The sequence below is a fragment of the Saccharothrix luteola genome, assembly GCF_020859565.1.
GTDB classification, from domain to species: Bacteria; Actinomycetota; Actinomycetes; order Mycobacteriales; family Pseudonocardiaceae; genus Actinosynnema; species Actinosynnema luteola.
Genome location: NZ_JAJHUO010000005.1, coordinates 281,123 through 307,210, shown reverse-complemented (window position 1 = coordinate 307,210; position 26,088 = coordinate 281,123). Strand labels below are relative to the sequence as shown.

The 26,088-nt window shown below is 71.3% G+C and carries 27 protein-coding genes and 3 tRNA genes; 13 read left to right on the top strand and 17 right to left on the bottom strand.

All coding sequences use genetic code 11. The annotated features are described in order from the left end of the window. The first annotated feature begins 29 nt into the window (after positions 1-29). A complete protein-coding gene (locus tag LNK82_RS08920; RefSeq protein WP_230566460.1) occupies positions 30-623 on the top strand; it encodes an MmpS family transport accessory protein in 594 nt (197 codons plus the stop codon). 95 nt (positions 624-718) lie between these two features. After that, positions 719-1,111, top strand: coding sequence for an MmpS family transport accessory protein (locus tag LNK82_RS08915; RefSeq protein ID WP_230566459.1), 393 nt, complete (start codon positions 719-721; stop codon positions 1,109-1,111). On the opposite strand, the gene LNK82_RS08910 is transcribed toward LNK82_RS08915, so the two are convergent. The 7 genes from LNK82_RS08910 to LNK82_RS08880 form a co-directional block, all read right to left on the bottom strand. Beyond that, positions 1,108-1,527 carry a MaoC family dehydratase gene (locus tag LNK82_RS08910; RefSeq protein WP_230566458.1) on the bottom strand — a complete coding sequence of 140 codons (420 nt, stop codon included), beginning with the start codon at positions 1,525-1,527 and terminating at the stop codon, positions 1,108-1,110. The genes LNK82_RS08915 and LNK82_RS08910 overlap by 4 nt on opposite strands. Next, complete coding sequence (locus LNK82_RS08905; protein WP_230566457.1) at positions 1,524-1,973, bottom strand: MaoC family dehydratase N-terminal domain-containing protein; 450 nt, start codon at positions 1,971-1,973, stop codon at positions 1,524-1,526. The genes LNK82_RS08910 and LNK82_RS08905 overlap by 4 nt, the downstream gene beginning before the upstream one ends. Before the next feature lie 73 nt (positions 1,974-2,046). Further along, positions 2,047-2,211 (bottom strand): 50S ribosomal protein L33, encoded by a 165-nt coding sequence (gene rpmG / locus LNK82_RS08900; RefSeq protein WP_015105301.1) that lies wholly within the window; start codon positions 2,209-2,211, stop codon positions 2,047-2,049. A gap of 84 nt (positions 2,212-2,295) precedes the next feature. Next, positions 2,296-2,368: transfer RNA gene (locus tag LNK82_RS08895), tRNA-Met, on the bottom strand. Between the two features lie 45 nt (positions 2,369-2,413). Then, positions 2,414-2,486 (bottom strand) — tRNA-Thr (locus LNK82_RS08890). A gap of 71 nt (positions 2,487-2,557) precedes the next feature. Then, positions 2,558-5,161 (bottom strand): EAL domain-containing protein, encoded by a 2,604-nt coding sequence (locus tag LNK82_RS08885; RefSeq protein ID WP_230566456.1) that lies wholly within the window; start codon positions 5,159-5,161, stop codon positions 2,558-2,560. 175 nt (positions 5,162-5,336) lie between these two features. Beyond that, positions 5,337-6,104 (bottom strand): PhzF family phenazine biosynthesis protein, encoded by a 768-nt coding sequence (locus tag LNK82_RS08880; RefSeq protein ID WP_230566455.1) that lies wholly within the window; start codon positions 6,102-6,104, stop codon positions 5,337-5,339. A gap of 38 nt (positions 6,105-6,142) precedes the next feature. Here LNK82_RS08880 and LNK82_RS08875 point away from each other — a divergent pair, with 38 nt between their 5' ends. Both LNK82_RS08875 and LNK82_RS08870 read left to right on the top strand, forming a co-directional pair. Beyond that, positions 6,143-6,934: a GNAT family N-acetyltransferase gene (locus tag LNK82_RS08875; protein WP_230566454.1), complete on the top strand. Its 792-nt coding sequence runs from the start codon at positions 6,143-6,145 to the stop codon at positions 6,932-6,934. A gap of 204 nt (positions 6,935-7,138) precedes the next feature. Further along, positions 7,139-7,381: a hypothetical protein gene (locus tag LNK82_RS08870; RefSeq protein WP_230566453.1), complete on the top strand. Its 243-nt coding sequence runs from the start codon at positions 7,139-7,141 to the stop codon at positions 7,379-7,381. A 423-nt stretch (positions 7,382-7,804) separates the two neighbouring features. Here LNK82_RS08870 and LNK82_RS08865 read toward each other — a convergent pair. Further along, positions 7,805-7,885, bottom strand: a tRNA-Tyr gene (locus LNK82_RS08865). A gap of 122 nt (positions 7,886-8,007) precedes the next feature. Here LNK82_RS08865 and LNK82_RS08860 point away from each other — a divergent pair. Further along, a complete protein-coding gene (locus tag LNK82_RS08860; protein ID WP_230566452.1) occupies positions 8,008-8,499 on the top strand; it encodes a YajQ family cyclic di-GMP-binding protein in 492 nt (163 codons plus the stop codon). After that, positions 8,496-9,368: a glucose-1-phosphate thymidylyltransferase RfbA gene (rfbA, locus tag LNK82_RS08855; protein ID WP_230566451.1), complete on the top strand. Its 873-nt coding sequence runs from the start codon at positions 8,496-8,498 to the stop codon at positions 9,366-9,368. The genes LNK82_RS08860 and rfbA overlap by 4 nt, the downstream gene beginning before the upstream one ends. A 10-nt stretch (positions 9,369-9,378) precedes the next feature. On the opposite strand, the gene htpX is transcribed toward rfbA, so the two are convergent. From htpX to LNK82_RS08835, 4 genes are read right to left on the bottom strand one after another with little or no spacing between them, the layout of a single operon-like run. Next, positions 9,379-10,242, bottom strand: coding sequence for a zinc metalloprotease HtpX (gene htpX / locus LNK82_RS08850; RefSeq protein ID WP_230566450.1), 864 nt, complete (start codon positions 10,240-10,242; stop codon positions 9,379-9,381). Between the two features lie 19 nt (positions 10,243-10,261). Continuing rightward, positions 10,262-10,738: a 4Fe-4S binding protein gene (locus LNK82_RS08845; protein WP_230566449.1), complete on the bottom strand. Its 477-nt coding sequence runs from the start codon at positions 10,736-10,738 to the stop codon at positions 10,262-10,264. Next, the gene (locus tag LNK82_RS08840; protein ID WP_230566448.1) at positions 10,731-11,315 is read right to left on the bottom strand and encodes an NADH-quinone oxidoreductase subunit C; all 585 of its coding nucleotides are present in this window, start codon (positions 11,313-11,315) and stop codon (positions 10,731-10,733) included. The genes LNK82_RS08845 and LNK82_RS08840 overlap by 8 nt, the downstream gene beginning before the upstream one ends. Next, positions 11,312-11,731, bottom strand: coding sequence for an NADH-quinone oxidoreductase subunit B (locus tag LNK82_RS08835; protein ID WP_230566447.1), 420 nt, complete (start codon positions 11,729-11,731; stop codon positions 11,312-11,314). Before LNK82_RS08835 ends, LNK82_RS08840 begins: the two co-directional genes overlap by 4 nt. A 344-nt stretch (positions 11,732-12,075) precedes the next feature. Here LNK82_RS08835 and LNK82_RS08830 point away from each other — a divergent pair, with 344 nt between their 5' ends. Beyond that, positions 12,076-13,113 carry a LysR family transcriptional regulator gene (locus LNK82_RS08830; RefSeq protein ID WP_230566446.1) on the top strand — a complete coding sequence of 346 codons (1,038 nt, stop codon included), beginning with the start codon at positions 12,076-12,078 and terminating at the stop codon, positions 13,111-13,113. Between the two features lie 278 nt (positions 13,114-13,391). Here LNK82_RS08830 and LNK82_RS08825 read toward each other — a convergent pair whose 3' ends face one another. Next, a complete protein-coding gene (locus LNK82_RS08825; RefSeq protein WP_230566445.1) occupies positions 13,392-14,153 on the bottom strand; it encodes a helix-turn-helix domain-containing protein in 762 nt (253 codons plus the stop codon). A gap of 63 nt (positions 14,154-14,216) precedes the next feature. On the opposite strand from LNK82_RS08825, the gene LNK82_RS08820 reads away from it, so the two are divergent. Next, positions 14,217-14,786: a TIGR03086 family metal-binding protein gene (locus tag LNK82_RS08820; protein ID WP_230566444.1), complete on the top strand. Its 570-nt coding sequence runs from the start codon at positions 14,217-14,219 to the stop codon at positions 14,784-14,786. A 50-nt stretch (positions 14,787-14,836) separates the two neighbouring features. Here the strand turns inward: LNK82_RS08820 and ddaH are convergent, their stop codons facing one another. Further along, the gene (gene ddaH, locus LNK82_RS08815) at positions 14,837-15,715 is read right to left on the bottom strand and encodes a dimethylargininase (RefSeq protein ID WP_372470442.1); all 879 of its coding nucleotides are present in this window, start codon (positions 15,713-15,715) and stop codon (positions 14,837-14,839) included. Positions 15,716-15,790: 75 nt separating this feature from the next. On the opposite strand from ddaH, the gene LNK82_RS08810 reads away from it, so the two are divergent. The 4 genes from LNK82_RS08810 (at position 15,791) to LNK82_RS08795 (ending at position 20,190) form a co-directional block, all read left to right on the top strand. Next, on the top strand, positions 15,791-16,231 hold the full coding sequence (locus LNK82_RS08810) for an Lrp/AsnC family transcriptional regulator (RefSeq protein WP_230566443.1): 441 nt from the start codon (positions 15,791-15,793) through the stop codon (positions 16,229-16,231). 10 nt (positions 16,232-16,241) lie between these two features. Beyond that, entirely contained in the window at positions 16,242-17,003 is a 762-nt protein-coding gene (locus LNK82_RS08805; protein WP_230566442.1) for an enoyl-CoA hydratase, read from the top strand. 218 nt (positions 17,004-17,221) lie between these two features. After that, positions 17,222-19,138, top strand: a complete 1,917-nt coding sequence (locus tag LNK82_RS08800; protein WP_230566441.1) for a 2-oxoacid:acceptor oxidoreductase subunit alpha — start codon at positions 17,222-17,224, stop codon at positions 19,136-19,138. Further along, positions 19,135-20,190, top strand: a complete 1,056-nt coding sequence (locus LNK82_RS08795; protein ID WP_230566440.1) for a 2-oxoacid:ferredoxin oxidoreductase subunit beta — start codon at positions 19,135-19,137, stop codon at positions 20,188-20,190. Before LNK82_RS08800 ends, LNK82_RS08795 begins: the two co-directional genes overlap by 4 nt. 85 nt (positions 20,191-20,275) lie before the next feature. Here the strand turns inward: LNK82_RS08795 and LNK82_RS08790 are convergent, their stop codons facing one another. After that, the gene (locus LNK82_RS08790) at positions 20,276-22,225 is read right to left on the bottom strand and encodes a sunset domain-containing protein (protein WP_230566439.1); all 1,950 of its coding nucleotides are present in this window, start codon (positions 22,223-22,225) and stop codon (positions 20,276-20,278) included. Positions 22,226-22,482: 257 nt separating this feature from the next. On the opposite strand from LNK82_RS08790, the gene rarD reads away from it, so the two are divergent. Further along, positions 22,483-23,346 (top strand): EamA family transporter RarD, encoded by an 864-nt coding sequence (gene rarD, locus LNK82_RS08785; protein ID WP_230566438.1) that lies wholly within the window; start codon positions 22,483-22,485, stop codon positions 23,344-23,346. Positions 23,347-23,493: 147 nt separating this feature from the next. Here rarD and LNK82_RS08780 read toward each other — a convergent pair whose 3' ends face one another. Both LNK82_RS08780 and nuoN read right to left on the bottom strand, forming a co-directional pair. Then, positions 23,494-24,495, bottom strand: coding sequence for a polyprenyl synthetase family protein (locus tag LNK82_RS08780; protein ID WP_372470441.1), 1,002 nt, complete (start codon positions 24,493-24,495; stop codon positions 23,494-23,496). Between the two features lie 21 nt (positions 24,496-24,516). After that, complete coding sequence (gene nuoN / locus LNK82_RS08775) at positions 24,517-26,088, bottom strand: NADH-quinone oxidoreductase subunit NuoN (RefSeq protein WP_230566437.1); 1,572 nt, start codon at positions 26,086-26,088, stop codon at positions 24,517-24,519.

The following is a 26,088-nucleotide window of genomic DNA, read 5'->3' as shown; positions in this document are numbered from 1 at the left end:
GTGTACCACCCTGACGGAGTGGAGGCATCATGTCCGACCCGCGGCGCAACGGCCCGGGCACCGCCGGGTTCGTGCTCGGGCTCGTGGGCCTGGCGCTCGGCTTCATCCCGGTCGTCGGCCTCGTCGCGTGGCCGCTGGTCCTGGCGGGGCTGACCCTCGGGGTGTTCGGCCTGGTCCGGGTGTCCCGCGGGCAGGCCGACAACAAGGGTCTCGCCATCGCGGGCGTCGCGCTGTCCGCGATCGGCCTGGTCGTCTGCGTCGCGTGGGTGGCGGTGTTCGGCCGGGCCTCGTCCGACGCCGAGAACGCGCTCGACGACCTCCAGGCGCAGGCCGACCGGGGTGCCGTGCTCCTCTACGAGGTGACCGGCGACGCGTCCGGGGCGACCGTCAGCTACTCCACCTTCGGCGGCGGCGACCCGGCCACCACCGCCGAGGAAGAGGTGGCCGCGTTGCCGTGGACCAAGGAGTTCACCGTCATGGGGACGCTCCACGGCGGGACGCTGGACGTCACGACCGACGCGAAAGGCGGCACGGTGACGTGCGAGGTGACCGTGGACGGCGTGGCGCGCAAGACCGCGACCGCGTCCGGCCCGAACGCGGTCGCGCGGTGTTCGGACTTCTGACCGATAACTCCTTTGGGTGACCGGTGTAACCGTCGGTAGAACTACATCGATGGTCTATTCAGCCGAACTGATCTTCACCCGAGGAGCGCAACCAGATGGCGGAACCCGACCCACCCGAGCGTCAAAGCCGCCGCAAGTGGCTCGTGGTCACGGCCTCCGCGGCGCTCGTGGTGGGCGCGATCGCGCTCGTCGTGTGGACCACGGCGCCGGAACCGCCGGTCCGGGTCGTCTACCAGGTCAGCGGCACGGCGGAGCGGGCCACCGTCACCTACTCGACGTTCCGGGGCGGCGAGACGCGCCGGGAGGAGCTGACCGCGCTGCCCTGGCGGATGGAGCTGCTCGCCACCGGCGAGCCCGACCACGGCGTGCTGACCGTCACGATCGGGCCCGACGGCGGTGACGTGGCGTGCGAGGTTCGGGTGGCCGAAGTCGTACGGCGTTCGGCGACCGCCAAGGGCCCGCACACCAGCGCGCTGTGCGGGTTCTAGGCGAGCCGGACGATGGCCGACGCGCCGCCGAGCACCGACTTGCCCTCGAAGGAGGCCGTCACGTTGACCTTGACCGTCCCGTCGTCCAGGACCTTGGTCACCTTCGCGGTGACCTCCACCAACGCGCCCTTGTCGTCGTCGGGCACCGGGACGGGCCTGCCGAACCGCACGCCGTACTGCACGACCGCGCCGGGGTCGCCGACCCACTCGGTGACGATCCGGACGGCCATGCCCATGGTGAGCATCCCGTGCGCGATGACGCCCGGCAGGCCGACCTCGCGGGCGAACCGCTCGCTCCAGTGGATCGGGTTGAAGTCGCCGGACGCGCCCGCGTACCGGACCAGGTCGGCGCGGGTAATGCGCAGCGACAGCGGCGGCAGCTCGTCGCCGGCGGAGACCTCCGATGCGCGGATCACGCGTCCTCCCCCCGCACGACGAGCGTGCAGCGACCGGTCGTGACCGGCTCGCCGTCCTCGGTGCCGACCTCGGCCCGGATCGCCAGCATGTCGTTGCCCATCCGCGACGTGATGCCGTCCACGTGCAGCACGGTCGTGAGGCGGTCGCCCGCCACGATCGGGCGGTGGTGGACGAACGTCTGGTCGCCGTGCACCACGCGGGAGTAGTCCAGGCCCAGGTCGGGGTCCTCGACCAGCACGTCGTTCGCCTTCAGCGACACGATGATCGCGAACGTGGGCGGGGCGATGACGTCGCGGTAGCCGGCCGCGCGAGCGGCTTCGGGGTCGCGGTGCAGCGGGCTGGTCTCGCCGACCGCCTCGGCGAACTCGCGGATCTTCTCGCGGCCCACCTCGTAGGGCGGCGACGGTGGGTAGGAACGTCCGACGAAGGACTGGTCGAGAGGCACGCGCAGCAGGTTATACGCGACGAGGCCCGCCCCGGATCCCGGGACGGGCCTCGTCGTGCGACTTGCTACCGGCTCAGCGGGTTTCCTTGTGAGCGCGGTGGGTCTTGCAGTTCGGGCAGAACTTCTTGATCTCCAGGCGGTCCGGGTCGTTGCGCCGGTTCTTCCTGGTGATGTAGTTCCGGTGCTTGCACTCCTCGCACGCGAGGGTGATCTTGGGGCGTACGTCGGTTGCAGCCACGGTCCTTGCCTTCCTAGAGCTCGTGTGCCCCGACCCGACCGGGCGACCAGTGCGGGCTTACCGCCTGGCGGGGATCTAGCTGAGTAGCGGTGGCCGGACTTGAACCGGCGACACAGCGATTATGAGCCGCTTGCTCTACCAACTGAGCTACACCGCTTTACACAACACGGCCGCGATGCTCGTGCACCGCGGCCAGTTGTCGAGCCCCTTTACGGAATCGAACCGTAGACCTTCTCCTTACCATGGAGACGCTCTGCCGACTGAGCTAAAGGGGCCTGCTCTTCTCTTGCGGAGCCAGGAGAACTCTACAACAGGCGTGCCGTGGAAAGGAAATCGGGGGCCCTTCCTAGTGGACCAGGGTGAGCACCGTCTCATCCCGGGCGCCCCTGACCTGGACCGTCCGCGCCCGCAACCAGGCCTCGAAGCGGTCCTCGGACAGCGGCCGGGAGATCAGGTAGCCCTGCGCCACGTCGCAGCCCATGCCGACGAGCTGGTCGCGGGCGGCGTCGTCCTCGACGCCCTCGGCGACCACCGTGAGCCCCAGCGAGTGGCCGAGCTCCACGATCGACCGGACCACCGCCATGTCGCCCAGGTCGGTGCCCATGCCCAGGACGAAGCTCTTGTCGATCTTCACCTCGTCCACCGGCAGCTGCCTCAGGTACGCCAGCGACGAGTAGCCCGTGCCGAAGTCGTCGACGGCCAGCACGACGCCCATCTGGTGCAGCCGCCGCAGCACGGGCAGGGCCCGCTCGGGGTCCGCCATCACGCCGGACTCGGTCAGCTCGAACGTCAGCAGCTCCGGCGGCACCTCGTGGCGCTTCAACGCCGCCGCCACCCGGTCCGGGAACTCCTCGTCGGCCAGCGTCCGCACGGACAGGTTCACCGCGATGGACATCCGCAGCCCGCGGTCGATCCACATCCGCACCCGGGCCAGCGCCGTGTCCATGACGAAGTCCGTGAGCACGTCCACCAGGCCGGTCGCCTCGACGGCCGGCACGAACTCGTCCGGGTCGACGCGGCCGAACTCGGGGTGCTTCCACCGCACCAGCGCCTCGGCGCCGACCACCTGGCGGCTCGGCAGCGCGACCTTCGGCTGGTAGTGCACGGAGATCTGGCCGGTCTCCAGCGCCGAACGGAACTGCGTCACCAGCTGGAAGCGGCGCAGGAAGATCTGGCCCATGCTCGGCGCGTACTGGCGCAGCGGCTCGTTGTCGCTGGTCGCCCGGACCGCCACGTCCGCGCGTTGCAGCAGCGCGTCGGGGTCCGGCTCGTCGACCTCGCAGTCCGCGGTGGTGACCCAGCCGACGACCGCGCCCGCCTCGACGGTGAGCCGGTCGACCGGGTACGGCACCGACAGCGCGGCGCGCAGCCGTTCGGCGATCTCCTGGATCTGCTCGGCCTGCCGGTCCAGCAGCAGCGCGGCGAACGCGCCGCCCTCCAGCCTGGCCAGCGGCACCTCGGGCCCCAGCTCGTCGCGCAGCCGGCGGCCGGCGGCGACGACCATCCGGTTGCCCCACGCCTGGCCGAGCGCGTCGGAGACGGTGGACAGCACGGTGAGGTCGACGCGGACCACCACGGACGTGTTGGCCTCGCGCATCGGCTCGGTCGCGGCCTCGCGGAAGCCGGGCCGGTTGAGCAGGCCGGTCAACGGGTCGTGGTAGGCGTCGTGGCGCAGCCGGGCGAGCAGGCGCCGGTTGTCCACGGCGGTGGACAGGTGGCTCGCCAGCGTGCGCAGGAGCTGGATGTCGGCCTTGCCGAAGCCGCGCCACCGGCTGAGCCGGTCGTGCACCTCGACCGCGCCGAGCAGCTGGGTCGCCCCGCGCAGCGGCACGACCAGCGCTTCCTGCGCGTCCCGGCGGACCAGGGCCTCGGAGACCTCCTCGCCCGCGTCCACGATGCGGAAGTACCGCACCTGCGCGCCGGGCAGCTGGAGCATGGCGTCCTCGCGCAGCACGCGCGGGTCGTCGCGGCGCATGCCCGGCGGCAGCGGCTCGCCCGCGACCAGCGTGCGCATCGGGGCCTGCGGGTCGGTGCGCAGCCGCAGCACGACGCGGTTGGCGTTCAGCTGCTCGCGGATGCGCTCGGCGATGAGCTGCCAGTCGTCGTCCTCGTCGCTGCCGTCGTCCTCCTCCTGGTTGGCGCCGCGCGGTCCGGTGACGTGGCGGCCCGAGCGGGCCACCCGCAACGAGACCTCGCTGAGCGCCTCCAGGTCGCGCTGCTCGCGCAGCAGACCGGAGTACGCCAGGTAGATCGCGGTGATGCCGAGGAAGACGAGGCCGATCAGGAGGCCGCCCCACGGCGCCTTGTCGGCGATCTCGTAGCCGGCGAGGCCCGCGGAGGTGTTCAGCAGGGCCACCACGAGCGTCTGGAGCACCAGGCGCAGGCTCGGCGCGACCCGCATGCCCTTGCCCATGATCCGCAACGCGGTCAGGCCGAGCACGCTGGCCAGCAGCGGCACCGCGATCGTGCCGACGAACGCGCCCGCCCAGAACGGGCCTTCCGCGCCGAGGAACCGCTTCACGAGCTCGGCGACCGCGAAGGCGACCGAGATCTCCATGAACATCAGGCCCGCGTTGTAGACGGCGCGGTCGAGCACGCGGCGGCCGAGCAGCGTGCCGACGCCCGCGACCACGTGCGCGGCGAGCACGATCTCGAACGGCGCGACCAGCAGGCCGAGCACGAGCGGGATCTCGGTGAACGAGATGGTCCAGGCCACTCCGCTGCGCACGTCGACGTTGATGGCCAACTGCTCGGCGAGCAGGAACCCGATCACCAGCAGCGGACCGGTCCACCACAGGTCGACGTCGGGGTCGGTGTCGGGGAGCCAGGAGCCGACCAGGTACGCGGACAGCGCGCCCGCGACGAGGAGCAGGACCGCGAACACGCTGAACGCGCGGTTCGTGGACCGGGGCGGCGCGCTGGGCGCCGTGGCCGACGCGTGGTCGGACATCCAGCCTCCTCGTCGGCCGTCGTCGCGGTGGGCCGGGTCGCGGCCTACGGGCTCCGGGCGTGACTGAGGGGCCCCGAACACCGACCAGGACCCCTCCAAGGCTGCCAATGTACCCCGGTCGGGGGACGAAATGGCAGGTCGTGTAGCGCAACGCCACTAGAAGTAACAGATCGGATCACACGATCAGTCGGCCCTGGATGACCGTCACTGCCTGCCCGGCGAGGCGCACGCGATCTTGGTCCAGAGTGGTCCGGACCAGCCCACCGCGGGCGGACGCCTGCTCGGCCAGCAGGTTCGCGCGACCGAGCCGCGGCGCCCACCACGAGGCGAGCGTGCAGTGCGCGGAACCGGTTACGGAATCCTCCGGGACTCCGTAGGAGGGGTAGAAGCACCGGCTCACGACGTCGAGCCCCGGCCGGTCGCCCGGCGCGGTCACGATCACACCCCGCCCGGGCACCTCGGCGAGCGCGGCGAAGTCCGGGCGGAGCTCGCGGACCTCGTCGGCGGAGGCGGCTTCCACCAGGACGTCGGACACGGCCTGCGCGACAGCCCTCACCGTGACGCCCGGCAGGCCCGCGCGCAGCGGCGTGGTCATCTCGATCGGCTCCGCCGGGTCGGCCGGGAAGTCCATCTCCACCCAGCCGTCCTCGGCCGCGCAGGTGAGCACGCCGCTGCGGGTGTCGAACCTGCGGCTGCCGCCGAGCACGTGCGCCGCGGCCAGGGTGGCGTGGCCGCACAGGTCCACCTCGGCGACGGGCGTGAACCAGCGCAGCGGCACCGGGTCCTCGTGGTCGATCCGCACGAACGCCGTCTCGGCGTGCTTCATCTCGGCGGCGACGGCCTGCATCCACCGCTCGTCCGCCGGGCCGTCCAGCAGCACCACGCCCGCCGGGTTGCCCGCGAACGCGCGGTCGGTGAACGCGTCGACCACGTACAGATCCACGGCGGCAATCTACGTCGCGGACGGGTTAGCTGGCAGGTGTGGACCCGTTGCTGCCCGACATCGCCCCCGCCGACGACCCGTACTCGTTCTCCGAGCTGTCCGCGGACGCCCTGAACGCCTCCTGGGGCGCGCTGCGCACGCACTCCCTGCACTGGCACCCCGGCGCGGACTTGGACGACCTGCTGCGCCGGTGGCCGTTGAGCGGGGCGGGCGATCACGACACGGCCGCGTTGGTGACCGTGCCCAGCCGTGCCGTCGAGGCCGCGGACGTGCTGGCGCGGCACGGTTACGCGCCGTTGCTGGTGACCGCCGCCCGGCTGCCCGGTCGGGGCTTCGACGGCCGTTCGACGGTGCGGATCGTGCCGTTGGCGCGCGAGAACCTCGACGTGGCCGTGGAGGTGAACCTGGAGACGCTGCGGTTCGACAGCCTGTTCGGCATGGTCACCGCCCGGCAGTCCAGCGCCGAGCGGCTTCGCGAGCACATCGCGTCGCTGCTGGAGCGGCCGGAGCCGTGCGGGTGGTTGGCGGAGCGCGACGGTGAGGTCGTCGGCTTCCTCTACTACGACCTGCCCGGTCACTCGGACTGGATCGCCTCGCGGACGTCCGTGCGGCCGGTGGCCTACCTCGGGTTGCTCGGCGTGCGGGAGGACGCGCGTGGCGGCGGCATCGGCGCGGCGCTCGCCGACCACGCGCACAGGTTGCTGGACGAGGCGGGCGTCGGCGTGACGCTGCTGCACCACGCCCTGCCCAACCCGCTGTCCGCGCCGTTCTGGTACTCCCACGGCTACCGGCCGCTGTGGACGACCTGGCAACGCCGGCCCGCCCGTTAGCCGGCGCCTGCACCAACGGGTCGATTGCACTGAACGGGGCAACCACTCGGCGTGGCGTCGTCGTCCGAACGGCCCAGGAGGGGACAGTTGGCGGCAGCCTCGTCCACCTGAGTGAACTTGTCCGGGCGGGGTACTCGAAGCGCAGGTCCAGACCTCTTACAAGACGAGGAAGCAGGTACGGGAAGGACGGGCGAGGGGGCCGCCATGAACGTTGCGAGGGAGTTGTCCGGCCGGGCGAAATCCATGCTCCGCGCCGTTGCCGCTGGTCGGGCTGAGCTGTCGGGGGGACGCGAGCCGGACCTGTACGTGGACGGGTTGCCGTGCTGCGACCAGATGGTCACGCACGACCTGGTCCACGCGGGACTGCTGCGGGCCCGGCGGGCGGTGGGCCTGGACGAGCGCACGGACGCCGAGCTGACCGAGGCGGGCCGAGCCGCCATCGCGTAACCCTCGAACAAGCGTTCGATATGGGTTATGCTGCAGTCGAGGCCGGCACGCAAGCGAGAGGAAGCGCTTGCGCGCCGGCCTCACCTACGCCCACGACCCCACCTCATGGTCACCACGCACGACCGGGACCCCCCACCTCCAACGTGACCACGCACGGCTGGGCGGACCCCACCGCCAACGCGACCACCTACGACCGGGACCCACCGGCGGACGGGACAACACCCGCCAACGCGACCGCGCACGACCGGGACATCACCCGCCACCGTAACCACGTACGAACGGGACATCACCCGCCGACGCGACCACGTACGACCGGGGGTCCGGGGGCAGCGCCCGCCGGGCGGGGTCTGGGGGTTGCACCCCCAGGAGAAATAAAGCGAGGACCCTGCTTGCGCTTTCCGCAAGCAGGGTCCTCGACGAGCGTGGCGGGTAGAGGATTCGAACCTCTGTAGCTTTCGCGACGGATTTACAGTCCGCTCCCATTGGCCGCTCGGGCAACCCGCCCCGCGCCCGGTGGTGCCGGGTGCGGTGGAGACAATACATAAGCCCGTGGGGGCATGCGCAACCGGGTTCCCCGGTAGGCTTCGCGGCGGTTCCAGACCCACCTACGCGGAGGTACCGAGCACGTGGCAGACCCGTCGTTCGACGTGGTGAGCAAGGTCGACCGCCAGGAAGTCGACAACGCGCTCAACCAGGCCGCCAAGGAGCTGAGCACCCGGTTCGACTTCCGCGGCACGGGGACTCAGGTGTCCTGGGCGGGCGATGAGGCGATCACCTTCCAGTCCGAGACCGAGGAGCGCTGCCGGGCCGCGATCGACGTCTTCCAGGAGAAGCTGGTCAAGCGCGGCATCTCGATGAAGGCCTTCGAGATCGGCGACCCGGCCCTGTCGGGCAAGGTGTTCAAGGTCACCGGCAACCTGGTCCAGGGCATCTCGAGCGAGAAGGCCAAGGAGATCGCGAAGAAGGTCCGCGACGAGGGTCCCAAGGGCGTGCAGGCGCAGATCCAGGGCGACCAGCTGCGCATCACGGGCAAGAAGAAGGACCACCTGCAGGACGTGATCGCCCTGCTCAAGAGCTCCGACTTCGGCATCGCCCTCCAGTTCACCAACTACCGATGAAGGGCATCATCCTCGCGGGCGGCAGCGGCACGCGGTTGCACCCGATCACCCAAGCGGTGTCGAAGCAGCTGCTGCCCGTCTACGACAAGCCGATGGTGTACTACCCGCTCTCGGTGCTGATGCTGGCGGGCGTGCGCGAGGTGCTGCTCATCTCGACCCCGGTGGACCTGCCGCTGTTCCGGCGGCTCCTCGGTGACGGCTCGCAGTTCGGCCTGAGCATCTCCTACGCGGAGCAGGCTCACCCGAACGGGCTGGCCGAGGCGTTCATCATCGGCGCGGACTTCATCGGCGACGACGACGTGTCGCTGGTGCTCGGCGACAACATCTTCTACGGCCACGGCTTCTCCAAGGTCCTCCAGCACAACGCCGCCGAGCTGGACGGCTGCGTGCTGTTCGGCTACCCGGTGAAGGACCCGGAGCGGTACGGGGTCGGCGAGGTCGACGCGGACGGCAGGCTCATCAGCATCGAGGAGAAGCCGCCGCTGCCGAAGTCGAACAAGGCCATCACCGGCCTGTACTTCTACGACAACGGCGTGGTGGACATCGCCAAGTCGCTCGAGCCGTCGCCGCGCGGCGAGCTGGAGATCACCGACGTCAACCTCGCCTACCTGCGGGAAGGCCGCGCCAAGCTGGTCGACCTCGGCCGCGGTTTCGCGTGGTTGGACACCGGCACGCACGACTCGATGCTGGAGGCGGGCCAGTTCGTGCAGGTGCTGGAGCACCGGCAGGGCGTGCGCATCGCGTGCCTGGAGGAGATCGCGCTCCGGATGGGGTACATCACCTCCGAGCAGTGCTACGTGCTCGGCGAGCAGCTGGCGAAGTCCGGCTACGGCCAGTACGTGATGAACGTCGCACTGGAAGCCCGCTAGCGCCGGCCGGCTAGTACCGGCGGGCCAGCTCCTCCAGCCGGCGCACGCGGTCGGAGATCGGCGGGTGGGTGGAGAACAGCCTGACCCGGTTCTCCCCCGCCCGGAACGGGCTCGCGATCATCAGGTGCGACTGCGCGACCACCGCGGGCTCCGGCGCCAGCGGCGCGGCACGCGTGCCGACGTCGATCTTGCGCAACGCCGACGCCAGCGCCAGCGGGTCGCCGGTCAGCTCCGCGCCGGACTCGTCGGCCTGGTACTCCCGGGACCGGCTCACGGCCATCCGCACGATGAGCGCCGCGATCGGGCCGAGCACGGCGATGAGCAGGATCGCGAACGGGTTGGGCCGGTCCTCGTCGCCCTCGCCGCCGAAGACGCTCGCGAAGACCGCCAGGTTCGCCAGCGTGCTGACCGCGCCGGCCAGCGCACCCGCGACGCAAGAGATGAGGATGTCGCGGTTGTAGACGTGCGACAGCTCGTGCCCGAGCACGGCGCGCAGCTCGCGTTCGTCGAGCAGGTCGAGGATGCCGGTGGTGCAGCAGACGGCGGCGTTGCGCGGGTTGCGGCCGGTCGCGAAGGCGTTCGGCGCGATGGTGGGGCTGACGTAGAGGCGCGGCATCGGCTGACGCGCGGCCATGGCCAGCTCGCGGACGATCCGGTACATCGCGGGCTGCTCCACCTCGGACACCGGCCTGGCGCGCATGGCGCGCAGCGCGAGCTTGTCCGAGTTGAAGTAGGCGTAGGCGTTCACGGCCAGCGCCAGCAGCAGGCCGATGACGAGGGCGGTGCGACCGAACAGCGAGCTGATCGCCACGATCAACCCGCTCATGGCAGCGAGCAGCAACGCGGTCTTCAACGCGTTGAAGTGCTTGTGCACGCTTCGCCTCCGGCTGTTCCTACGTCCCCTCCCTCAACGCGCCCGGTCGGCGCGGGGTTCCGGTACCGGGGCGTGCCGGGCGTGTGGCGGTGGTCTCGGGAGCCGGTTCGGCGCCCTCGTCCAGCGGCGGTGGCGGCGGCACGTGCGTGACCCACGTGGCCAGCACGTCGCGCTCGTGGACGAGCTCGGCCACGGCGCCGTCGCCGTCGAGGCCGCCCGTGCCGGGGTAGGAGAAGTCCGGCGCCCAGTGCAGGGCGTCGAACGGGCACGCCTCCACGCAGATGCCGCAGTACAGGCACTGGCCGTAGTCGATGGCGAACCGGTCGAGCACGTTGCGCGCACGGGGCCGGGCCGAGCCGGGCTGCTGCTCGACCTCGGTGTGCGAGTCGATGTGGATGCACCAGTCGGGGCACTCGCGGGCGCAGATCATGCACACCGTGCAGTTGGCCTCCAGCAGCGCGATGACGCCTCGGGTGCGCGGTGGCAACTCAGCCACTGGTGTCCTCCTCAGAGCGCTCGTAGCGCGGCCCCCACGACGGGTCGGGCACGCCGGGTGGCGCGGCCCGCCTGCGGCTGGGCGACGACGTGCCGTCCTCGCCCGGTTCGAGCCTGCCCGGCCACGGGCGCACCACGCGGGAGGCCAGCACGAAGTCCTTGCGCAGCGGGTGGCCGCCGAAGCCGTCCGGCAGCAGCAGGTGGGCCGGTTCGCCGTCGGCGAGGGAGATGCCGAACATCTCCGCGGCCTCGCGCTCGTGCCACGCCGCGCCCGCCCACCGGTCGGCCACGCTCGGCAGCACGTCGTCCGGGCCGAGTTCGGTGCGCAGCAGCACGCCGTCCTTGGTGTCGGGGTCGAGCACGTGCAGCAGCACGGCGTGCCGCTGCCCGGCGGCGCCGGGACGTCCCGCGTCCTCGACGCCGAGCCAGTCGAACTGCGTGCAGCCCAGCTCCTCGCGCGCGTGGCGGGCGGCCTCGGTCCACGCGTGCAGCGGCACGTGCGCGGTCGTCTGGCCGAACGCCGTCGTGACCCGGGCGTCGGGGATGAGGGAGGCCAGGGCCTGCGAGGCGGCGCTCACGACACCATCCGGTGCAGCGCGGCGAGGCCGTCGAGCAGGGCCTCGGGACGTGGCGGGCAGCCCGGCACGGCGACGTGCACCGGCAGCGCCTGGTCGATGCCCTTGGTGACGCTGTAGGAGTCCCAGTACGGCCCGCCGGTGTTGCTGCACGCGCCGACGGAGATCACGTAACGCGGTTCCGGCATCTCCTGGTACGTCGCGATCACCGCGGGCAGCATGGCGTCGGTGACGGTGCCGGAGACGACGAGCACGTGCGCCTCGCCCGCCGCGTGCACCGGATCGACCCCCAGGGCTTCGAGGTGTTCCGGGCGGTGGCCCTCGAGCGCCGCCATGACCTCGACGCCGCAGCAGGCCAGGCCGAGGTCGAGCACGGTGACCCGGTACGTCGTGCCCCAGTCCAAGGTGGAAACCGTCACACGGGTGAGGTTAATACGTGGGGGGGGGGGGGGGGGGGGGGGCGGCGGGGGGCGCCCCCCCCCCCCCGGGGCCGCCGGGGGCGCCCCCGGGGCCGCTCGCGGGGGTGTGGCGGGGGGGGGGGGGGGCGGCGCGCCCCCCCCCCCCCCCCCCCCCCAACCCCCCAATACTCCCCCTGATTGCACCCACGTGAACAAGCACCTGGTTGCGGCAGAAGTCTCTTACGGATCGCGTATACCTGTCCAGGGAAATCCATCAAGATCTTCGGATAATTTCAGCACGAACTGCGGTCAAGTTCAGTACAACTAATCGGTAGAACATCACGCCCCGACCCGAGAGGCCCTGCATGTCGACCTCGGCCCAACTGCTCCTGCCGGCGGGCAACCAGCTCAGCAGGCTCCTGCACACCTCGCCCCTGCTGCTGGACACCACGTTGGACCAGCTCAGGACGTTGATCGCGGTGTACGAGACGCGGTCGGCCCTGCGCGCGGCCCGCGTGCTCGGCCGCGAGCAGTCCAGTGTGCAGAAGCAGATCGACACGCTCAACCGCAACTTCAAGTCGTTGTGCGGCGAAGCGCTGGTCGTCAAGCAGGGCCGGGGAAAAGACGTGCTGATCACACCGACCGGCGAGGCGCTGGTCGAATTGGCGCGCACCACGTTGACCGAGTGGCTGGATTCGATTCACGAGTGCCGGCGCAAGCTCGGCACCACGGTCACCGTCGGCACGACGCGGTTCATGCTCGACGCGCTGGCCAAGGCGTGGCACCACGTGGCGGACGACTTCCGCCGGCGTGACGTGGAACTGAAGGTCGTGCACATCCGCACCAAGGACATCTGGAAGAGCCTGGCGTCCAAGGAGGTCGACATCGTGTGCGGCAGCGTGGTCACGCACGCGGGCCGCAGCAGCGGGGTCGAGGACTTCGACGTGATCGAGTGGCGGCGCGGCGGGTTGGCGCTGCTCACGAACCTGCCGGAGAGCAGGCTCGGCGCGAGCGTCGGCACCGGGGAGTTGCCGAAGCTGCCGCTGGTCGTGCCCGGCGACGGGTTGATCGCGGAATTCCTGCGCGGCTGGTTCGGATCGGACTACCGGAACGAACTGGACATCGCGGCGGAGATCGACGAGATCCAGTACGGCATGTCGTTGCTGCGGTCCGGGCTGGTCGAGGGCTGCATGATCGTCACGTCGGGCCTCGGCGTGGTGGCCGCGAACAACGAGCTGCGCGAGGGGTCGGGCCTGCGGGTGGTCGCCCTGACGAACGACCGCAAACCGCAGCTGGAGCGCTTGGTCGGGGTCTTCGCCCGCAAGGACGAGCGGGCGAAGTTCCCGGCCGACCACCCGTTGAACCTGCTGTGGGCAGCGTTCCAGCGGGAGGTGTCGGACTAGCGGTGAGGCCTAACGCGCCGGGTCCGCCGGGCGTTCCTCACGGCGCCGTTGGGCTTGGCGCACCAGCCACTCCAGTCCGGTGAGAGGCTTCGGGTCCTGAGGCTTCTGCCGTTCCACGGGCTCCTCCTGCTCCTGTTGCGGTTGGGGCGACGGACGCTGGGCGTCGAGGTCGTTCATGGCGCGCTCCCTACCTTGGTCGACAGCGAGTGCCGTCGATCGGAGCACCGACCGGGGTCGGTCCGCTAGAGCGATCAGCCCTATGGGTGACGGCGGACGAGTCAGCGGCGGCCGGTGGCGAACGCGTCACCGTAGCGCTCGGCGTACCGGGTGGGCGTCTCGCCGACCATCGCGGTGAAGTCCCGGACGAAGTGCGGTTGGTCGGCGTAGCCGAGGTCGGCCGCCAGCGCGGCCCAGTCGATCCGGCCGCCCGCCTCCATGCGCTCGGTCACCTCCCTCAGGCGGTAGCGGCGGATCACCCACTTCGGCCCGACGCCGACGTGCTCGGCGAACAGGCGTTGCAGCTGCCGGACGCTGCCGCCGACCTCGCGGGCCAGCACGTCGACGCGCGTCAGCAGGGGGTCCTGGACGATCCGCTCGACGATCCGCACCACCTCCGCCGCCCTCGGGTCTGGTTCGGGCAGGCTGCGGCGCAGCGCGGCCTCCACCCCGTCGAGGTCGGCGTGCGCGGGCAGGTGGTCGAAGACGGTCTCGGCGGGGACGGTCCGGTCGGTGAGCGACTGGACCGGCGCGCCGAGGAACGGCCGGAAGGCGCCGGGGCGGAAGGCGACGCCGAAGACCCGGCCCGCGCCGTCGAGCTCCTTGAACACGTGCCCGCTGGACACGCCGGCGATCACGGCGGCGTCCTCGTGGAACGTCAGGTGCACGTTCGGGTAGGGCACGATCAGCTGGCGGTAGGGCCGGTCGTAGCGCCACCGCACCACCCAGTACCGCGCCACGTGTGCGGCCAGGTCGGGCGACGGCTGGTGGAACTCGTGGCTCTGGTGCCGCCGCCACGCCAGCTCGCGCTCGTCCCTCGTCACGGTCGCGAGGGTATGTCGCCTTTGTTCAATACACCCGCGGCGGCCGTTCCTACGGTGGGCGGCATGTCCCGTGAGCAGTTGATCGACAAAGCCGTGGCGACCGCGTTGGAGGTCCTCGAGAACATCAAGCCCGACCAGCTGGACGCGCCGACGCCGTGCACCGAGTTCGACGTCCGCAAGCTCCTCAACCACCTGCTGTTCTGGGGCCCGTCGCTGAACGCCTCCGCGCGCAAGGCGCCCGTGCCGCCGCCCGCCGCCTCGGACGCGGACGTCGACCTCACCGCGGGCGACTGGGCCGCGGACCTGGGGGCGCTGCTGCGCGACCGCGCCGTCGCGTGGGGCGAGCCGTCCGCGTGGACCGGCACGACGACGCTCGGCAGCCCGCAGGAGATGCCGGCCGAGATGATCGGCGCGATGGTGCTGGGTGAGACGGTCGTGCACACGTGGGACCTGGCCAAGGCCACCGGCCAGGCGCCGTCGTGGGACGGGGACCTGCTGGAGTTCGTCCACGCCGACCTCGTCGAGACCGCGAGGATGGGGCGCGACATGGGCCTCTTCGGCCCCGAGGTGCCCGTGCCGCCCGACGCGCCCCTGATCGCGCGGATCGTCGGCCTCACCGGTCGCACGCCGTAGCGGTTCCCGCGCTGGTCAGCCCGCCGACTGACCAGCGCGACAGGCCGGGATCAGTCCCGGAGTTCCATCGTGCAGCACTTCGGGCCGCCACCGGACTTGCGCAGTTCCGAGATGTCCACGAAGACCGGTTCGAAGCCCCGTTGGGCGACCTGGTCCGCCAGCGCGGTCGCCTCCACCGGCAGGACCACGTGGCGGCCGTCGGAGACCGCGTTCAGGCCCAGGCAGGCGGCGTCCTCGGCGGTCGCGATGACGGCGTCCGGGAAGAGGCGGCGCAGGACGCGGCGGCTGCCCGGCGAGAAGGCGTCCGGGTAGTAGGCGATCAGGTCGTCCGCCAGGACGAACAGGGCCACGTCCAGGTGGTAGTAGCGGGGGTCGGTCAGCTGCAGGGAGATGACCGGCACGCCCAGGGCCTCCTGGGCCTCCGAGTGGGCCAGGGGGTCCGTGCGGAAGCCCGTGCCGGCGAGGAGGTACTTGCCGGTCCAGGTGAAGTCGCCCTCGGCCTCGTTGGTGCGCTCCGGCATGACGACGTCGCGGTAGCCGTTGGCCAGGAACCAGCGGCGGAAGTGGTCGGCTTCCGCGGCGCGCTGGGGCGCGCGGAAGCGGGAGCCGAGGACCTGGCCGTCGATGACGGTGCCGGAGTTGGCCGAGAAGACCATGTCCGGCAGCCCCGGCTGCGGCTCGATGGTCTCGACCTCGTGCCCGAGGCGCTCGTAGGTCTCCTTCAGGGCCGTCCACTGCTCCATCGCCAACGACGTGCTGATCGGCTGCGTGGGGTCCATCCACGGGTTGATCGCGTACTCCACCGTGAAGTACGCGGGCGGGCACATGAGGTACCGACGGGTGGTCGGCACGCGCACCTGCGCGGCGGGCGTGGCGACGTCGAGCACGATCGGCTCGTCTCCGGGGCCCGCGAAGGAAACCGAGGTCATGGATCGAAATGTAGATTGCCGTCTGACCCTCGAACAACGCCGCGATATTGCGTCTTCCAGGGCAGAATGTTGCGTGTGGACACGATCGACCAGCGAATCATTTCGCGCCTGATGGCCAACGCCCGCTCCAGCTACGCCGACATCGGCAAGGAGGTGGGCCTGTCCGCACCCGCGGTGAAGCGGCGGGTGGACAAGTTGCTGGACACGGGCGTCCTGCGCGGCTTCACGGCCGTCGTCGACCCCGAGCAGCTGGGATGGGGCACGGAGGCGTTCGTCGAGGTGCACTGCCGCGGCAACGTGGCGCCGCACGACATCCAGCAGCGCCTGGAGCCGATGCCCGAGGTCCGCGCCGCCTACACCGTCTCCGGCGCGGCGGACGCCATCGTGCACCTGCGCGCGGCGAACATCCACCACCTGGAGACCGCGCTGGAACGGCTGCGGGCCGTCGAGATCATCGACCGGACCGTCTCGACCGTAGTGCTATCCCGACTCTTGGACCGCCCGCCGGCACCTTAGAGTCGCGAGCATGGCCGAGGTGCTCCTGCAACGCTCCGACCGCGTGGCGGTCATCACCGTGCACGACCCCGAGCGCCGCAACGCGCTCACGCTCGACCTCTCCGAGCAGCTCGTGGCCGCCGTCCGGACCTGCGAGGACGACGCCGACGTGCACGCGGTCGTGATCACCGGCACGCCGCCGGCGTTCTGCGCGGGCGCGGACCTCACCGCGCTGGGCGAGGCCCGGGAGGAGGGCCTGCGGCGCATCTACGCCGGGTTCCTCGCGGTGGCCGGCTGCACGCTGCCCACGATCGCCGCGGTCGGCGGCGCGGCGGTCGGCGCGGGCCTCAACCTGGCGCTGGCGTGCGACGTGCGCCTGGTCGGCGCGAACGCCAGGTTCGACGCGCGGTTCCTCCAGCTCGGCATCCACCCCGGCGGCGGGATGACGTGGATGCTGCAGAGGCTCGCCGGTCCCCAGACCGCGACCGCGATGACCCTGTTCGGCCAGGTTTTGGACGCGGACGCGGCGGTATCCCACGGTCTGGCCTGGGCACGGGTCGACGGCGGGCACGACGAGCTGGTCGCCGCCGCGGTCGGGTTCGCGCGTCCTTCGGCCGACGCCTCGCGCGAGCTGGTCCGCACGATCAAGGCGTCCATGCGCACCACCGCGACCCTCGCCGACCACGCCCAGGCCGTGGACACCGAGCTGACGCCCCAGGTGGCCTCGATCGCGACACCGGAGTTCCAGGCCAAGCTCGCGGCGATGAAGGCCAGGATCAGCAGTCGCGACTGACCTGGACAGACAGCCCGCCTAACTGTAACTTTGAGTAACAGTTACCGGCCGGTACTACTCGGATACTGCCCAGTTCGCGCCCCGCGCACCTGGTGGGACGAACCGTCCCGCACAGTGGTACAGGAGAAACCGGCTCCCGCGCGGGCACGACTACCCTCGCGGAGGGGCACGGGGGCAGCAGCCCTCGGGCGTTGTGAGGAAAGGGATCGGCGTAGGACATGACTACCGACGTTGGTAACGGCGCCGCGCCAGGTGGCTCGCCGGACAAGACCGCGCGCGAGGGGACCGGCACGGTCCGCAAGCTCGACCGCGTGGTGATCCGGTTCGCCGGCGACTCCGGCGACGGCATGCAGCTGACGGGTGACCGCTTCACCTCGGAAGCCGCCGCCTTCGGCAACGACCTCGCCACCCAGCCGAACTTCCCGGCCGAGATCCGGGCGCCACAGGGCACGCTCCCGGGTGTCTCGAGCTTCCAGCTGCACTTCGCCGACTACGACATCCTCACCCCCGGCGACAGGCCCGACGTGCTGGTGGCGATGAACCCGGCGGCCCTCAAGGCGAACATCGACGACCTGCCCAAGGGCGGGATCCTGATCGTCAACACCGACGAGTTCACCAAGCGCAACCTGGTCAAGGTGGGCTACGCGGCCGACCCCCTCGAGGACAACTCCCTCACCGAGGCCTACCAGGTGCACAAGGTCGCGATGGCCACGCTGACCATCGGCGCCCTGGAGAACACCGGCCTCGGCAAGAAGGACGCGGAACGGGCGAAGAACATGTTCGCCCTCGGCCTGCTGTCCTGGATGTACCACCGGCCGACCGAGGGCACGGAGCGGTTCCTCCGCGAGAAGTTCGCCAAGAAGCCCGACATCGCCGAGGCCAACGTGCTGGCGTTCCGGGCGGGCTGGAACTACGGCGAGACCACCGAGTCGTTCGCGGTCACCTACGAGGTCGCGCCCGCCAAGCTCGACCAGGGCACGTACCGCCAGATCACCGGCAACACCGCGCTCGCCTACGGCCTCGTCGCCGCCGGTCAGCAGTCCGGGCTGCCCCTGGTGCTCGGCACGTACCCGATCACCCCGGCGTCGGACATCCTGCACGAGCTGTCCAAGCACAAGAACTTCGGCATCACGACCTTGCAGGCCGAGGACGAGATCGCGGGCATCGGCGCGGCGCTCGGCGCGTCCTACGGCGGCGCGCTCGGCGTGACGTCGACGTCCGGCCCCGGCGTGGCCCTGAAGTCGGAGACCATCGGCCTGGCCGTGATGACCGAGCTGCCGCTCATCGTCATCGACGTGCAGCGCGGCGGTCCGTCCACCGGCCTGCCGACCAAGACCGAGCAGGCCGACCTGCTCCAGGCGATGTTCGGCCGCAACGGCGAGTCGCCGGTCGCGATCGTCGCGCCGCGGTCGCCCTCGGACTGCTTCGACGCCGCGCTGGAGGCCGCGCGCATCGCGCTGGTCTACCGCACGCCGGTGCTGCTGCTGTCCGACGGCGCGATCGCCAACGGCTCCGAGCCGTGGCTCATCCCGGACGTGGCCGACCTGCCCGACCTGACTGTGGCGTTCGCCACCGAGCCCAACGCGCCGGACGGCACGTTCTGGCCGTACCTGCGCGACCCGGAGACGCTGGCGCGCCCGTGGGCGGTGCCCGGCACGGCCGGCCTGCAGCACCGCATCGGCGGGCTGGAGAAGGCCGACGGCACCGGCAACATCTCCTACGACCCGGCCAACCACGACTACATGGTGCGGCTGCGGCAGCGCAAGATCGACGGCATCGAGGTGCCCGACGTCGAGGTGGAGGACCCGTCCGGCGAGGCGCGCGTGCTCGTCGTGGGCTGGGGCTCGTCCTACGGCCCGATCGGCGCGGCGGCGCGGCGGGTGCGCAAGCTGGGCATGCCGGTGGCGCACGCCCACCTGCGGCACCTCAACCCGTTCCCCAAGAACCTCGGCGACGTGCTCGCCCGGTACGACCGGGTCGTCGTGCCCGAGATGAACCTCGGCCAGCTGGCGCTGCTGCTGCGCGCCAAGTACCTGGTCGACGCGATCAGCTACACGAAGGTGCAAGGCCTGCCGTTCAAGGCCGAAGAGCTTCAGGACGTGCTCGCCGACGTGATCAAGGGAGTGTCCGAATGACGGCGACGGAACTGGGCCTGCCGACCGTGGGTGGGCTGGTCGGCGTGCCAACGGCGGACGAGCCGCAGAAGGCCAAGGACTACAAGTCGGACCAGGAGGTCCGCTGGTGCCCCGGCTGCGGCGACTACGTGGTGCTCAACGCCGTGCAGTCGTTCCTGCCCACGCTCGGCCTCAAGCGCGAGAACATCGTGTTCGTCTCGGGGATCGGCTGCTCGTCGCGATTCCCGTACTACATGAACACCTACGGCATGCACTCGATCCACGGGCGCGCGCCGGCCATCGCGACCGGCCTGGCCGTGGCCCGGCCGGACCTGTCGGTGTGGGTGGTCACCGGTGACGGCGACGCGCTGTCCATCGGCGGCAACCACCTGATCCACACGCTGCGCCGCAACGTGAACCTCAAGATCCTGCTGTTCAACAACCGGATCTACGGCCTGACCAAGGGCCAGTACTCGCCGACGTCCGAAGAGGGCAAGGTCACCAAGTCCACGCCGTTCGGCTCGCTGGACCACCCGTTCAACCCGGTGTCGCTGGCGCTGGGCGCGGAGGCCACGTTCGTCGGCCGCGCGGTCGACTCGGACCGGGCGGGGCTGACCGAGGTGCTGCGGCAGGCCGCCGAGCACCGCGGGTCGGCGCTGGTCGAGATCTACCAGAACTGCCCGATCTTCAACGACGGCGCGTTCGACGTGCTCAAGGACGCCGACGAGGCCGCGCGCCGGATCATCAACGTGGTCGACGGGCAGCCGATCACGTTCGGCAACGGCGAGTACGCCGTGGTCCGGGACGGCTTCGGCCTGGCCGTGGCCAAGTCGGCGGACGTCTCGCCGGAGGACGTCGTGGTGCACGACGCGTCGGACCTGAACCTGGCGTTCGCGCTGTCGCGGCTGTCGACGCAGGACCTCCAGCACACCGTCACGGGTGTGTTCCGCAACACCGCGCGCACCACGTACGACGACGCGGCGCGCGAGCAGGTGGAGCAGGCCAAGGCCGCGAAGCCCGCGGACCTGCGCGCGCTGCTGCACGGCAAGGACACCTGGACCGTGGCCGGCTAGCGCCACCCGGTACGACGACGAAGACCCCCTGTTCCGCCTCCCGGAACAGGGGGTCTTCGCGTTTCCCTCCCCGGGAAACCCGTGGTTACGGCGCTTGGCGGAAGCCCGCCTTCTCCGCGTCCGTCGTCGTGCGGAACCAGACGTCGGCGCGCGTCTCGCGGAAGTTCGCCGACTCGTTGGTGAAGTACCGGCGGCCGGTCAGCGTGGCCTTGACCTGGAACTCCGGCGCGGGGGCCAGGCCGTCGGACTTCGGCAGCACGGAGCCGGGTCCGAACGGCGAGCGCGGGTTGAAGCCCTCCTGCTGGCCCTGGAAGCGGGTGCTGCCGGGCGCGGGCTGCCTGCCGCCGGTGCTCGGGCTGAACCCGACCGGGCGCGGGCGCACCGGGCGCGGTGGCGGCGGCGTGATCGGCTTCGGCGCGAGCGGTGCGGGCGAGGGCGTGCGCGGGGCGCCGGCGGGGCGGGTGGGCCGTTGCGGCAGGCCGGTCGGGTTCATCGGCAGCGGGTTGCCGGCCAGCAGCTCCGGGGAGAGCGTCGGCACGAACGGCTGGTCGTTGCCGGACGACGCCGGCGCCGGGCGGGACTGCTCGGGCTCCGGCTCGTCGTCGTCGTCCTCCAGCGGCTCGAACAGGCTGCGCGGCCGGGCCGGCTCGTCCTTCTTCGGCTCCGGCTTGGGCGCGGCCTTCTCGGCCGACCGGGCGGGCAGCGCCTGCTCGGCCGGCGGCGGGACGAACGTCGGCTCGAACGCGGGCGGCTCCGCCACCTCGGGCTCGGTGGCCGGTTCGGCGGTCGTCCGGGGCGTGGCTGCCCGGGGTGCGACCGAGGGCTCGGGGGCGGCGGGCTCGGCGACCTCCGGCTTCGGCTCCACCGGGGCGGAACCGGCCACGGCGCGGATGACGTCGGTCTGCGGGCCCTCTTCTTCGCGGACCTCGTCGACCGGGCGCTCCACGGGCTCGGCGAGCCGGGGGTCGACCGGGCGCACCTCGGTCTGCGCCTCGGTCTCGCGCGTCGGGCTGTGGCGCGGCTCGGTCTCGCGCGCGTCGGTCCGCGACAGCTGGTTCAGGAAGGCCTCGTCGCTGGACGTCGGGCTCGTGGCCGGCTCGGACAGCTCACCGCGCGACGACTCGACGTCCACGGGCGTGAAGTGGCCGGTGAGGTCGTGCTCGGGCCACACCTGCGGCTCGGGCTCCTCGGACCGCCGCTGCTCGCCGTCCACCTCGGCGATGGCCTGCGCCAGCGCGGTGGCCGGGATGAGCGCCGTCTCCTCGGTGGGCCCGGGCCTGCGCTCCGGCTCGTCCTCCTCCTCGTGGCCGGCGGTGTCCACGTCCTCGTCGTAGACCTCCCGGACGGGCTCCTCGCGCCACACCTCGCGCGGCTGGAAGACCTCGACCTCCGGCGGCGCGGTCGGTTCCTCCTGCCGCGGCGCGACCTCGGCGACCGGCGCGGCGGGCACCGCCGGCATCAGGTGCGTCGTCTCGGCGGGCAGCTCGGGCTCGTCGTCCGGCTCGTAGGACCGCGGCCGGGGCTTGGGCTCGAGCGTCTCCCGGGTGTCCTCGCCCGGCGTGAGCCGCTCGAACAGGCTGCGCGGCGGCTCGGCGTCGAACTCGGGGAAGTCGTGCTGCTCCTCGAAGTCGGACAACGGCCGGTGCTCGTCGTCCAGCTCCTCCAGCAGCGAGTCGCGCTGGTCGAGCTTCATGTTCGTGACGTCGTACTGGACCGGCTCGGGCGGCGACGCCTCGAACCGGGCGCGCTCGGCGGCGGGCTCGTACCGCGGCTGCGCCGGTGTCAGCACGTCGTCGGCCAGCGATCGGGACGCCTCGACGTGCCAGTTGTCGAACTCGTCACCCGCGTCGGCCCTCGGCGCGACCGCGCTGCCCGAGGTCGAGCCGGTGGTGGGGCGGGGCGACGTGAGGAGGCGTTCCTCCAGGTCTTCCAGCTCCCGCTTGGCCGGACGCACCAGGACCAGCCAGGTGAGTGCGACGCCTGCCACGAAGGACAGCAGGCTCCACAGCCACACCTGCCCGAAGAGCGAACTCACGGGAGACCCTCCCACTGCTGCTTGTCACACACCCCGACACGCTCCGCTTCCGAGCCTTCACCCGGAAGGGGAAGCGGTGCAAAACTACCCTGACCGCCGGGTTCGGCGCGTGGGGCCGGCCGGACCTGTGGTCAGGTGTCGATAGTAGGCCACCTGGAGCAACTGACCAGCCAAAACGGCCGCGTACAGTAGTCCGTGTGCCGCCGTTGACCTCTGCCTCCACCGCTGCGACGGATGTCGACCGCACGAGCCGTGGGATGGCTTTCGGCGTCGGCGCGTACCTCCTCTGGGGCATCGTGCCCGCGTACTGGCCGCTGCTCCAGCCGGCCGGTTCCGTGGAGATCCTGGCACACCGGATCGCGTGGTCGCTGGTCGTGATGGTGGTCATCACCGCCGTGCTCGGCCGGTGGGCGGGCATCCGGAGGCTGTCGGCGCGAGGCTGGGCGATGGTGGCCGCCGCGTCCGTGCTCATCGCGGTCAACTGGGGCGTCTACATCCACGCGGTCAACACCTCGCACGTCGTCGAGGCCGCGCTCGGCTACTTCATCAACCCGCTGGTGAGCGTGCTGCTCGGGGTGTTCGTCCTGCGCGAACGGCTGCGCCTGCCGCAGTACGCCGCGCTGGCCATCGCGGTGGCGGCGGTCGTCGTGCTGGCGGTGGACTACGGCAGGCTGCCGTGGATCTCGCTGGTGCTGGCCTGCTCGTTCGGCGTCTACGGGCTGTTGAAGAAGACGGTGCCGCTGGACGCGACGGCCAGCCTGACCGCGGAGAGCATCGTGCTCGCGCCGATCGCGGTCGGGTACCTGGTCTGGCTGGGCCCGGCGGGGACGTTCCACTCGGGCGGGTGGGGCCACGCGCTGTGGCTGGCCTCGGCCGGGCTGGTGACCGCGGTCCCGCTGATCCTGTTCGGCGCGGGCGCCCGGCTCGTGCCGCTGGTGACCATGGGGATGCTGCAGTACCTGGCGCCCGTGCTGCAGTTCGCGTGGGGCGTGTTCGTGATGCGCGAGCCGATGCCGCCGTCGCGCTGGTTCGGCTTCGCCCTGGTCTGGGTGGCCCTGGCCGTCTTCACCGCGGACGCCCTCCGCACCCGCCGCCGCCTCCCCCTCCCCAACCTGACCTAACCGCGAGAGTCCTACGCCCAGGCGTCGAGAGTCCTACGTCCAGGGCACCTGAGTTCAACGCTCAGCCACTCGCCGCTCGTCGTGAGCGTTGAACTCAGGGTCCGTGAACGTAGGACTCTCGCGCGCTGAACGTAGGACTCTCGCCGGTCAGTGGGAGCGGGTCACGACGTAGTCGCTCACGGATTCGAGGGCGTCACGGGCCGTGCCCGGGGGGAGGACGGCCAAGGTGGCGCGGGCGCGGGCGGCGTAGTCGTCCAAGGTCCGGCGGGCCCGCTGGAGGCCCGTGGAGGCGCGCAGCAGGGTCAGGGCCTCGTCCACCTCGGCGTCGTCGGTGATCGGGCCGGCCAGGAGCTTCGCCAGGCGTGAGTCCGGCTCGTCCTCCAGCGCGTAGAGCATGGGCAGGGTCTTCACGCCCTCGCGCAGGTCCGTGCCCGGCGTCTTGCCCGACTCCTCCGACGGCGAGGCGATGTCGATGACGTCGTCGGAGATCTGGAACGCCGCCCCGATCACGTCGCCGTACGCGCGCAGCGCCTCGACCTGCTCCGGCGTGACGTCGGAGAACATCGCGCCGAACCGCGCCGCCGTGGCGATCAGCGAACCGGTCTTCTCCGAGATCGTGGTCAGGTAGTGCGCGACCGGGTCCTCACCGGCGCGCGGGCCCATCGTCTCGCGCATCTGCCCGGTCACCAGCTCGGAGAACGTCTCCGCGATGATCCGCGCCGCACCCGTGCCCAGGTCCGCGACCAGCGCCGACGCGTGCGCGAACAGGTAGTCGCCGGTCAGGATCGCGATGCTGTTGTCCCACTTGGCGTTGGCCGACTCCGCGCCGCGGCGCATGGTGGCCTCGTCCATCACGTCGTCGTGGTACAGCGTGGCGAGGTGGGTCAGCTCGACCACCGCCGCCGCCTTGATCACGCTCTCCCGGTCCCACGAGCCGCCGAACTGGGCGGACAGGATGGTGAACAGCGGGCGGATGCGCTTGCCGCCCGCGGACACCAGGTGCAAGGACGTCTCCATCACCGGGTGGAACTCGCTCTGCACGACCTTGTGCAACAGCTCTTCCACCTCGGCCAGCCCGTCCTGAACCACCTCCGCGAGCACGGGGTCCGCAAACCGGAACCCCGTCCCCGCCCGCTCGCTACTGGTCACGGCTACAGAGCCTACGTACCACTAGAAGATGAACGCGCCGGCACCCGCCCAATCGAGCGCGAACGACGGGAAGACGCCGAGCACGAGCGTGATCGCCGCACCCAGGGTGATGGCCACCGTGGTGAACGCGCCGGGCACGCTCACGGTCGGGCCGTCGGCCGCGGGCTCGCTGAAGTACATCAGCACGATCACCCGCAGGTAGAAGAACGCCGCCACCGCCGAAGCGACCAGGGCGATCACCACCAGCGGCACCATCTCGGCCTCCACGGCCGCCGCGAACACCACGAACTTGCCGACGAAACCGCTGGTCAGCGGCAGGCCGGCCAACGCGAGCAGCAGGAACGTGAACACGCCCGCCACCACCGGCGACCGCTTGGCCAGCCCCGCCCACTGGGACAGGTGGGTGGCCTCGCCGTCGCCGTTGCGCACCAGGCTGACGATGCCGAACGCGGCGATCGTGGTGAAGCCGTAGGCCATCAGGTAGAACATCGTGCCGGACAGGCCCTGGTCGTTCAGCGAGATCGCGCCGATCAGCAGGAAGCCCGCGTGCGCCACCGACGAGTACGCGATCATCCGCTTCACGTCGGTCTGGGTCAGGCCGAGGACCGCGCCGATCACCATGGACGCGATGGCCACGCCCCACAGCACGCCGTTCCACTCCCAGCTCGACCGCTCGAACGCGCCGTAAAGCACGCGCAGGATGCCGCCGAACGCGGCGACCTTCGTGCACGCCGCCATGAACGCCGTCACCGGCGTGGGCGAGCCCTGGTAGACGTCCGGCGTCCAGGCGTGGAACGGGCCGACGGAGGCCTTGAACAGCAGGCCCACGATGAGCAGGCCGAAGCCCGCGTAGAGCAGCGTGTCGGACCGGTCGGTGGCCGTGGTGGCGGTCGCGATGTCGGACAGCTTCACGGAGCCCGCGAAGCCGTACAGCAGGGCCACGCCGTACAGGAAGAACGCCGACGCGAACGCGCCGAGCAGGAAGTACTTCACCGCGGCCTCCTGCGACAGCAGGCGGCGACGGCGGGCCAGGCCGCACATCAGGTACAGCGGCAGCGACAGCACTTCCAGCGCGATGAACATGGTGAGCAGGTCGTTCGCCGCGACGAAGGTCATCATCCCGCCGAGCGCGAACAGCGTCAGCGGGAACACCTCGGTCTGCATCTCCCGGCGGCGCAGCTGCTCGCGCACGCCGACCGGCGCGCCGGGCAGGATCGAGGCGTCGGCGACGAACGCGCCGCCCGGCTCGACCGACCGGTCCGCGATGAGCAGCACCGCGCCGAGGCCGAGGAGCAGCAGCGTGCCCCACAGGAAGATCACCGGCTGGTCGACCGCGATCGTGCCCGACAGCGTCAGCTTGCCCTGCTCGAGGGTGCTCTCCGCGGACGCGTACCAGGCCAGCCCGGCGCCCGCCGCGGCGAGCGTGAGCAGGGTCAGCACGACCTGCGCCGCCCACCGCTGCGACTTGGGCAGGAACGCCTCGAACAGCACGCTGAGGCAGGCCGCGCCGAGCACGATCAGCAACGGTGCGACGGCCCCGTAGTCGATCTCCGGGGCTTGCAGCCGCTCCACTTGCGAGAGGAACGTCGTCAC

Coding starts and splice junctions, on each gene's coding strand:
- LNK82_RS08805 (WP_230566442.1), top strand. CDS start 16,242: ATGGCCGAGGTGCTCCTGCAACGCTCCGACCGCGTGGCGGTCATCACC.
- LNK82_RS08885 (WP_230566456.1), bottom strand. CDS start 5,161: ATGTCCGACCACGCGTCGGCCACGGCGCCCAGCGCGCCGCCCCGGTCC.
- LNK82_RS08795 (WP_230566440.1), top strand. CDS start 19,135: ATGACGGCGACGGAACTGGGCCTGCCGACCGTGGGTGGGCTGGTCGGC.
- rfbA (WP_230566451.1), top strand. CDS start 8,496: ATGAAGGGCATCATCCTCGCGGGCGGCAGCGGCACGCGGTTGCACCCG.
- LNK82_RS08820 (WP_230566444.1), top strand. CDS start 14,217: ATGTCCCGTGAGCAGTTGATCGACAAAGCCGTGGCGACCGCGTTGGAG.
- LNK82_RS08800 (WP_230566441.1), top strand. CDS start 17,222: ATGACTACCGACGTTGGTAACGGCGCCGCGCCAGGTGGCTCGCCGGAC.
- LNK82_RS08915 (WP_230566459.1), top strand. CDS start 719: ATGGCGGAACCCGACCCACCCGAGCGTCAAAGCCGCCGCAAGTGGCTC.
- ddaH (WP_372470442.1), bottom strand. CDS start 15,715: ATGACCTCGGTTTCCTTCGCGGGCCCCGGAGACGAGCCGATCGTGCTC.
- LNK82_RS08920 (WP_230566460.1), top strand. CDS start 30: ATGTCCGACCCGCGGCGCAACGGCCCGGGCACCGCCGGGTTCGTGCTC.
- LNK82_RS08870 (WP_230566453.1), top strand. CDS start 7,139: ATGAACGTTGCGAGGGAGTTGTCCGGCCGGGCGAAATCCATGCTCCGC.
- LNK82_RS08830 (WP_230566446.1), top strand. CDS start 12,076: ATGTCGACCTCGGCCCAACTGCTCCTGCCGGCGGGCAACCAGCTCAGC.
- rarD (WP_230566438.1), top strand. CDS start 22,483: ATGGCTTTCGGCGTCGGCGCGTACCTCCTCTGGGGCATCGTGCCCGCG.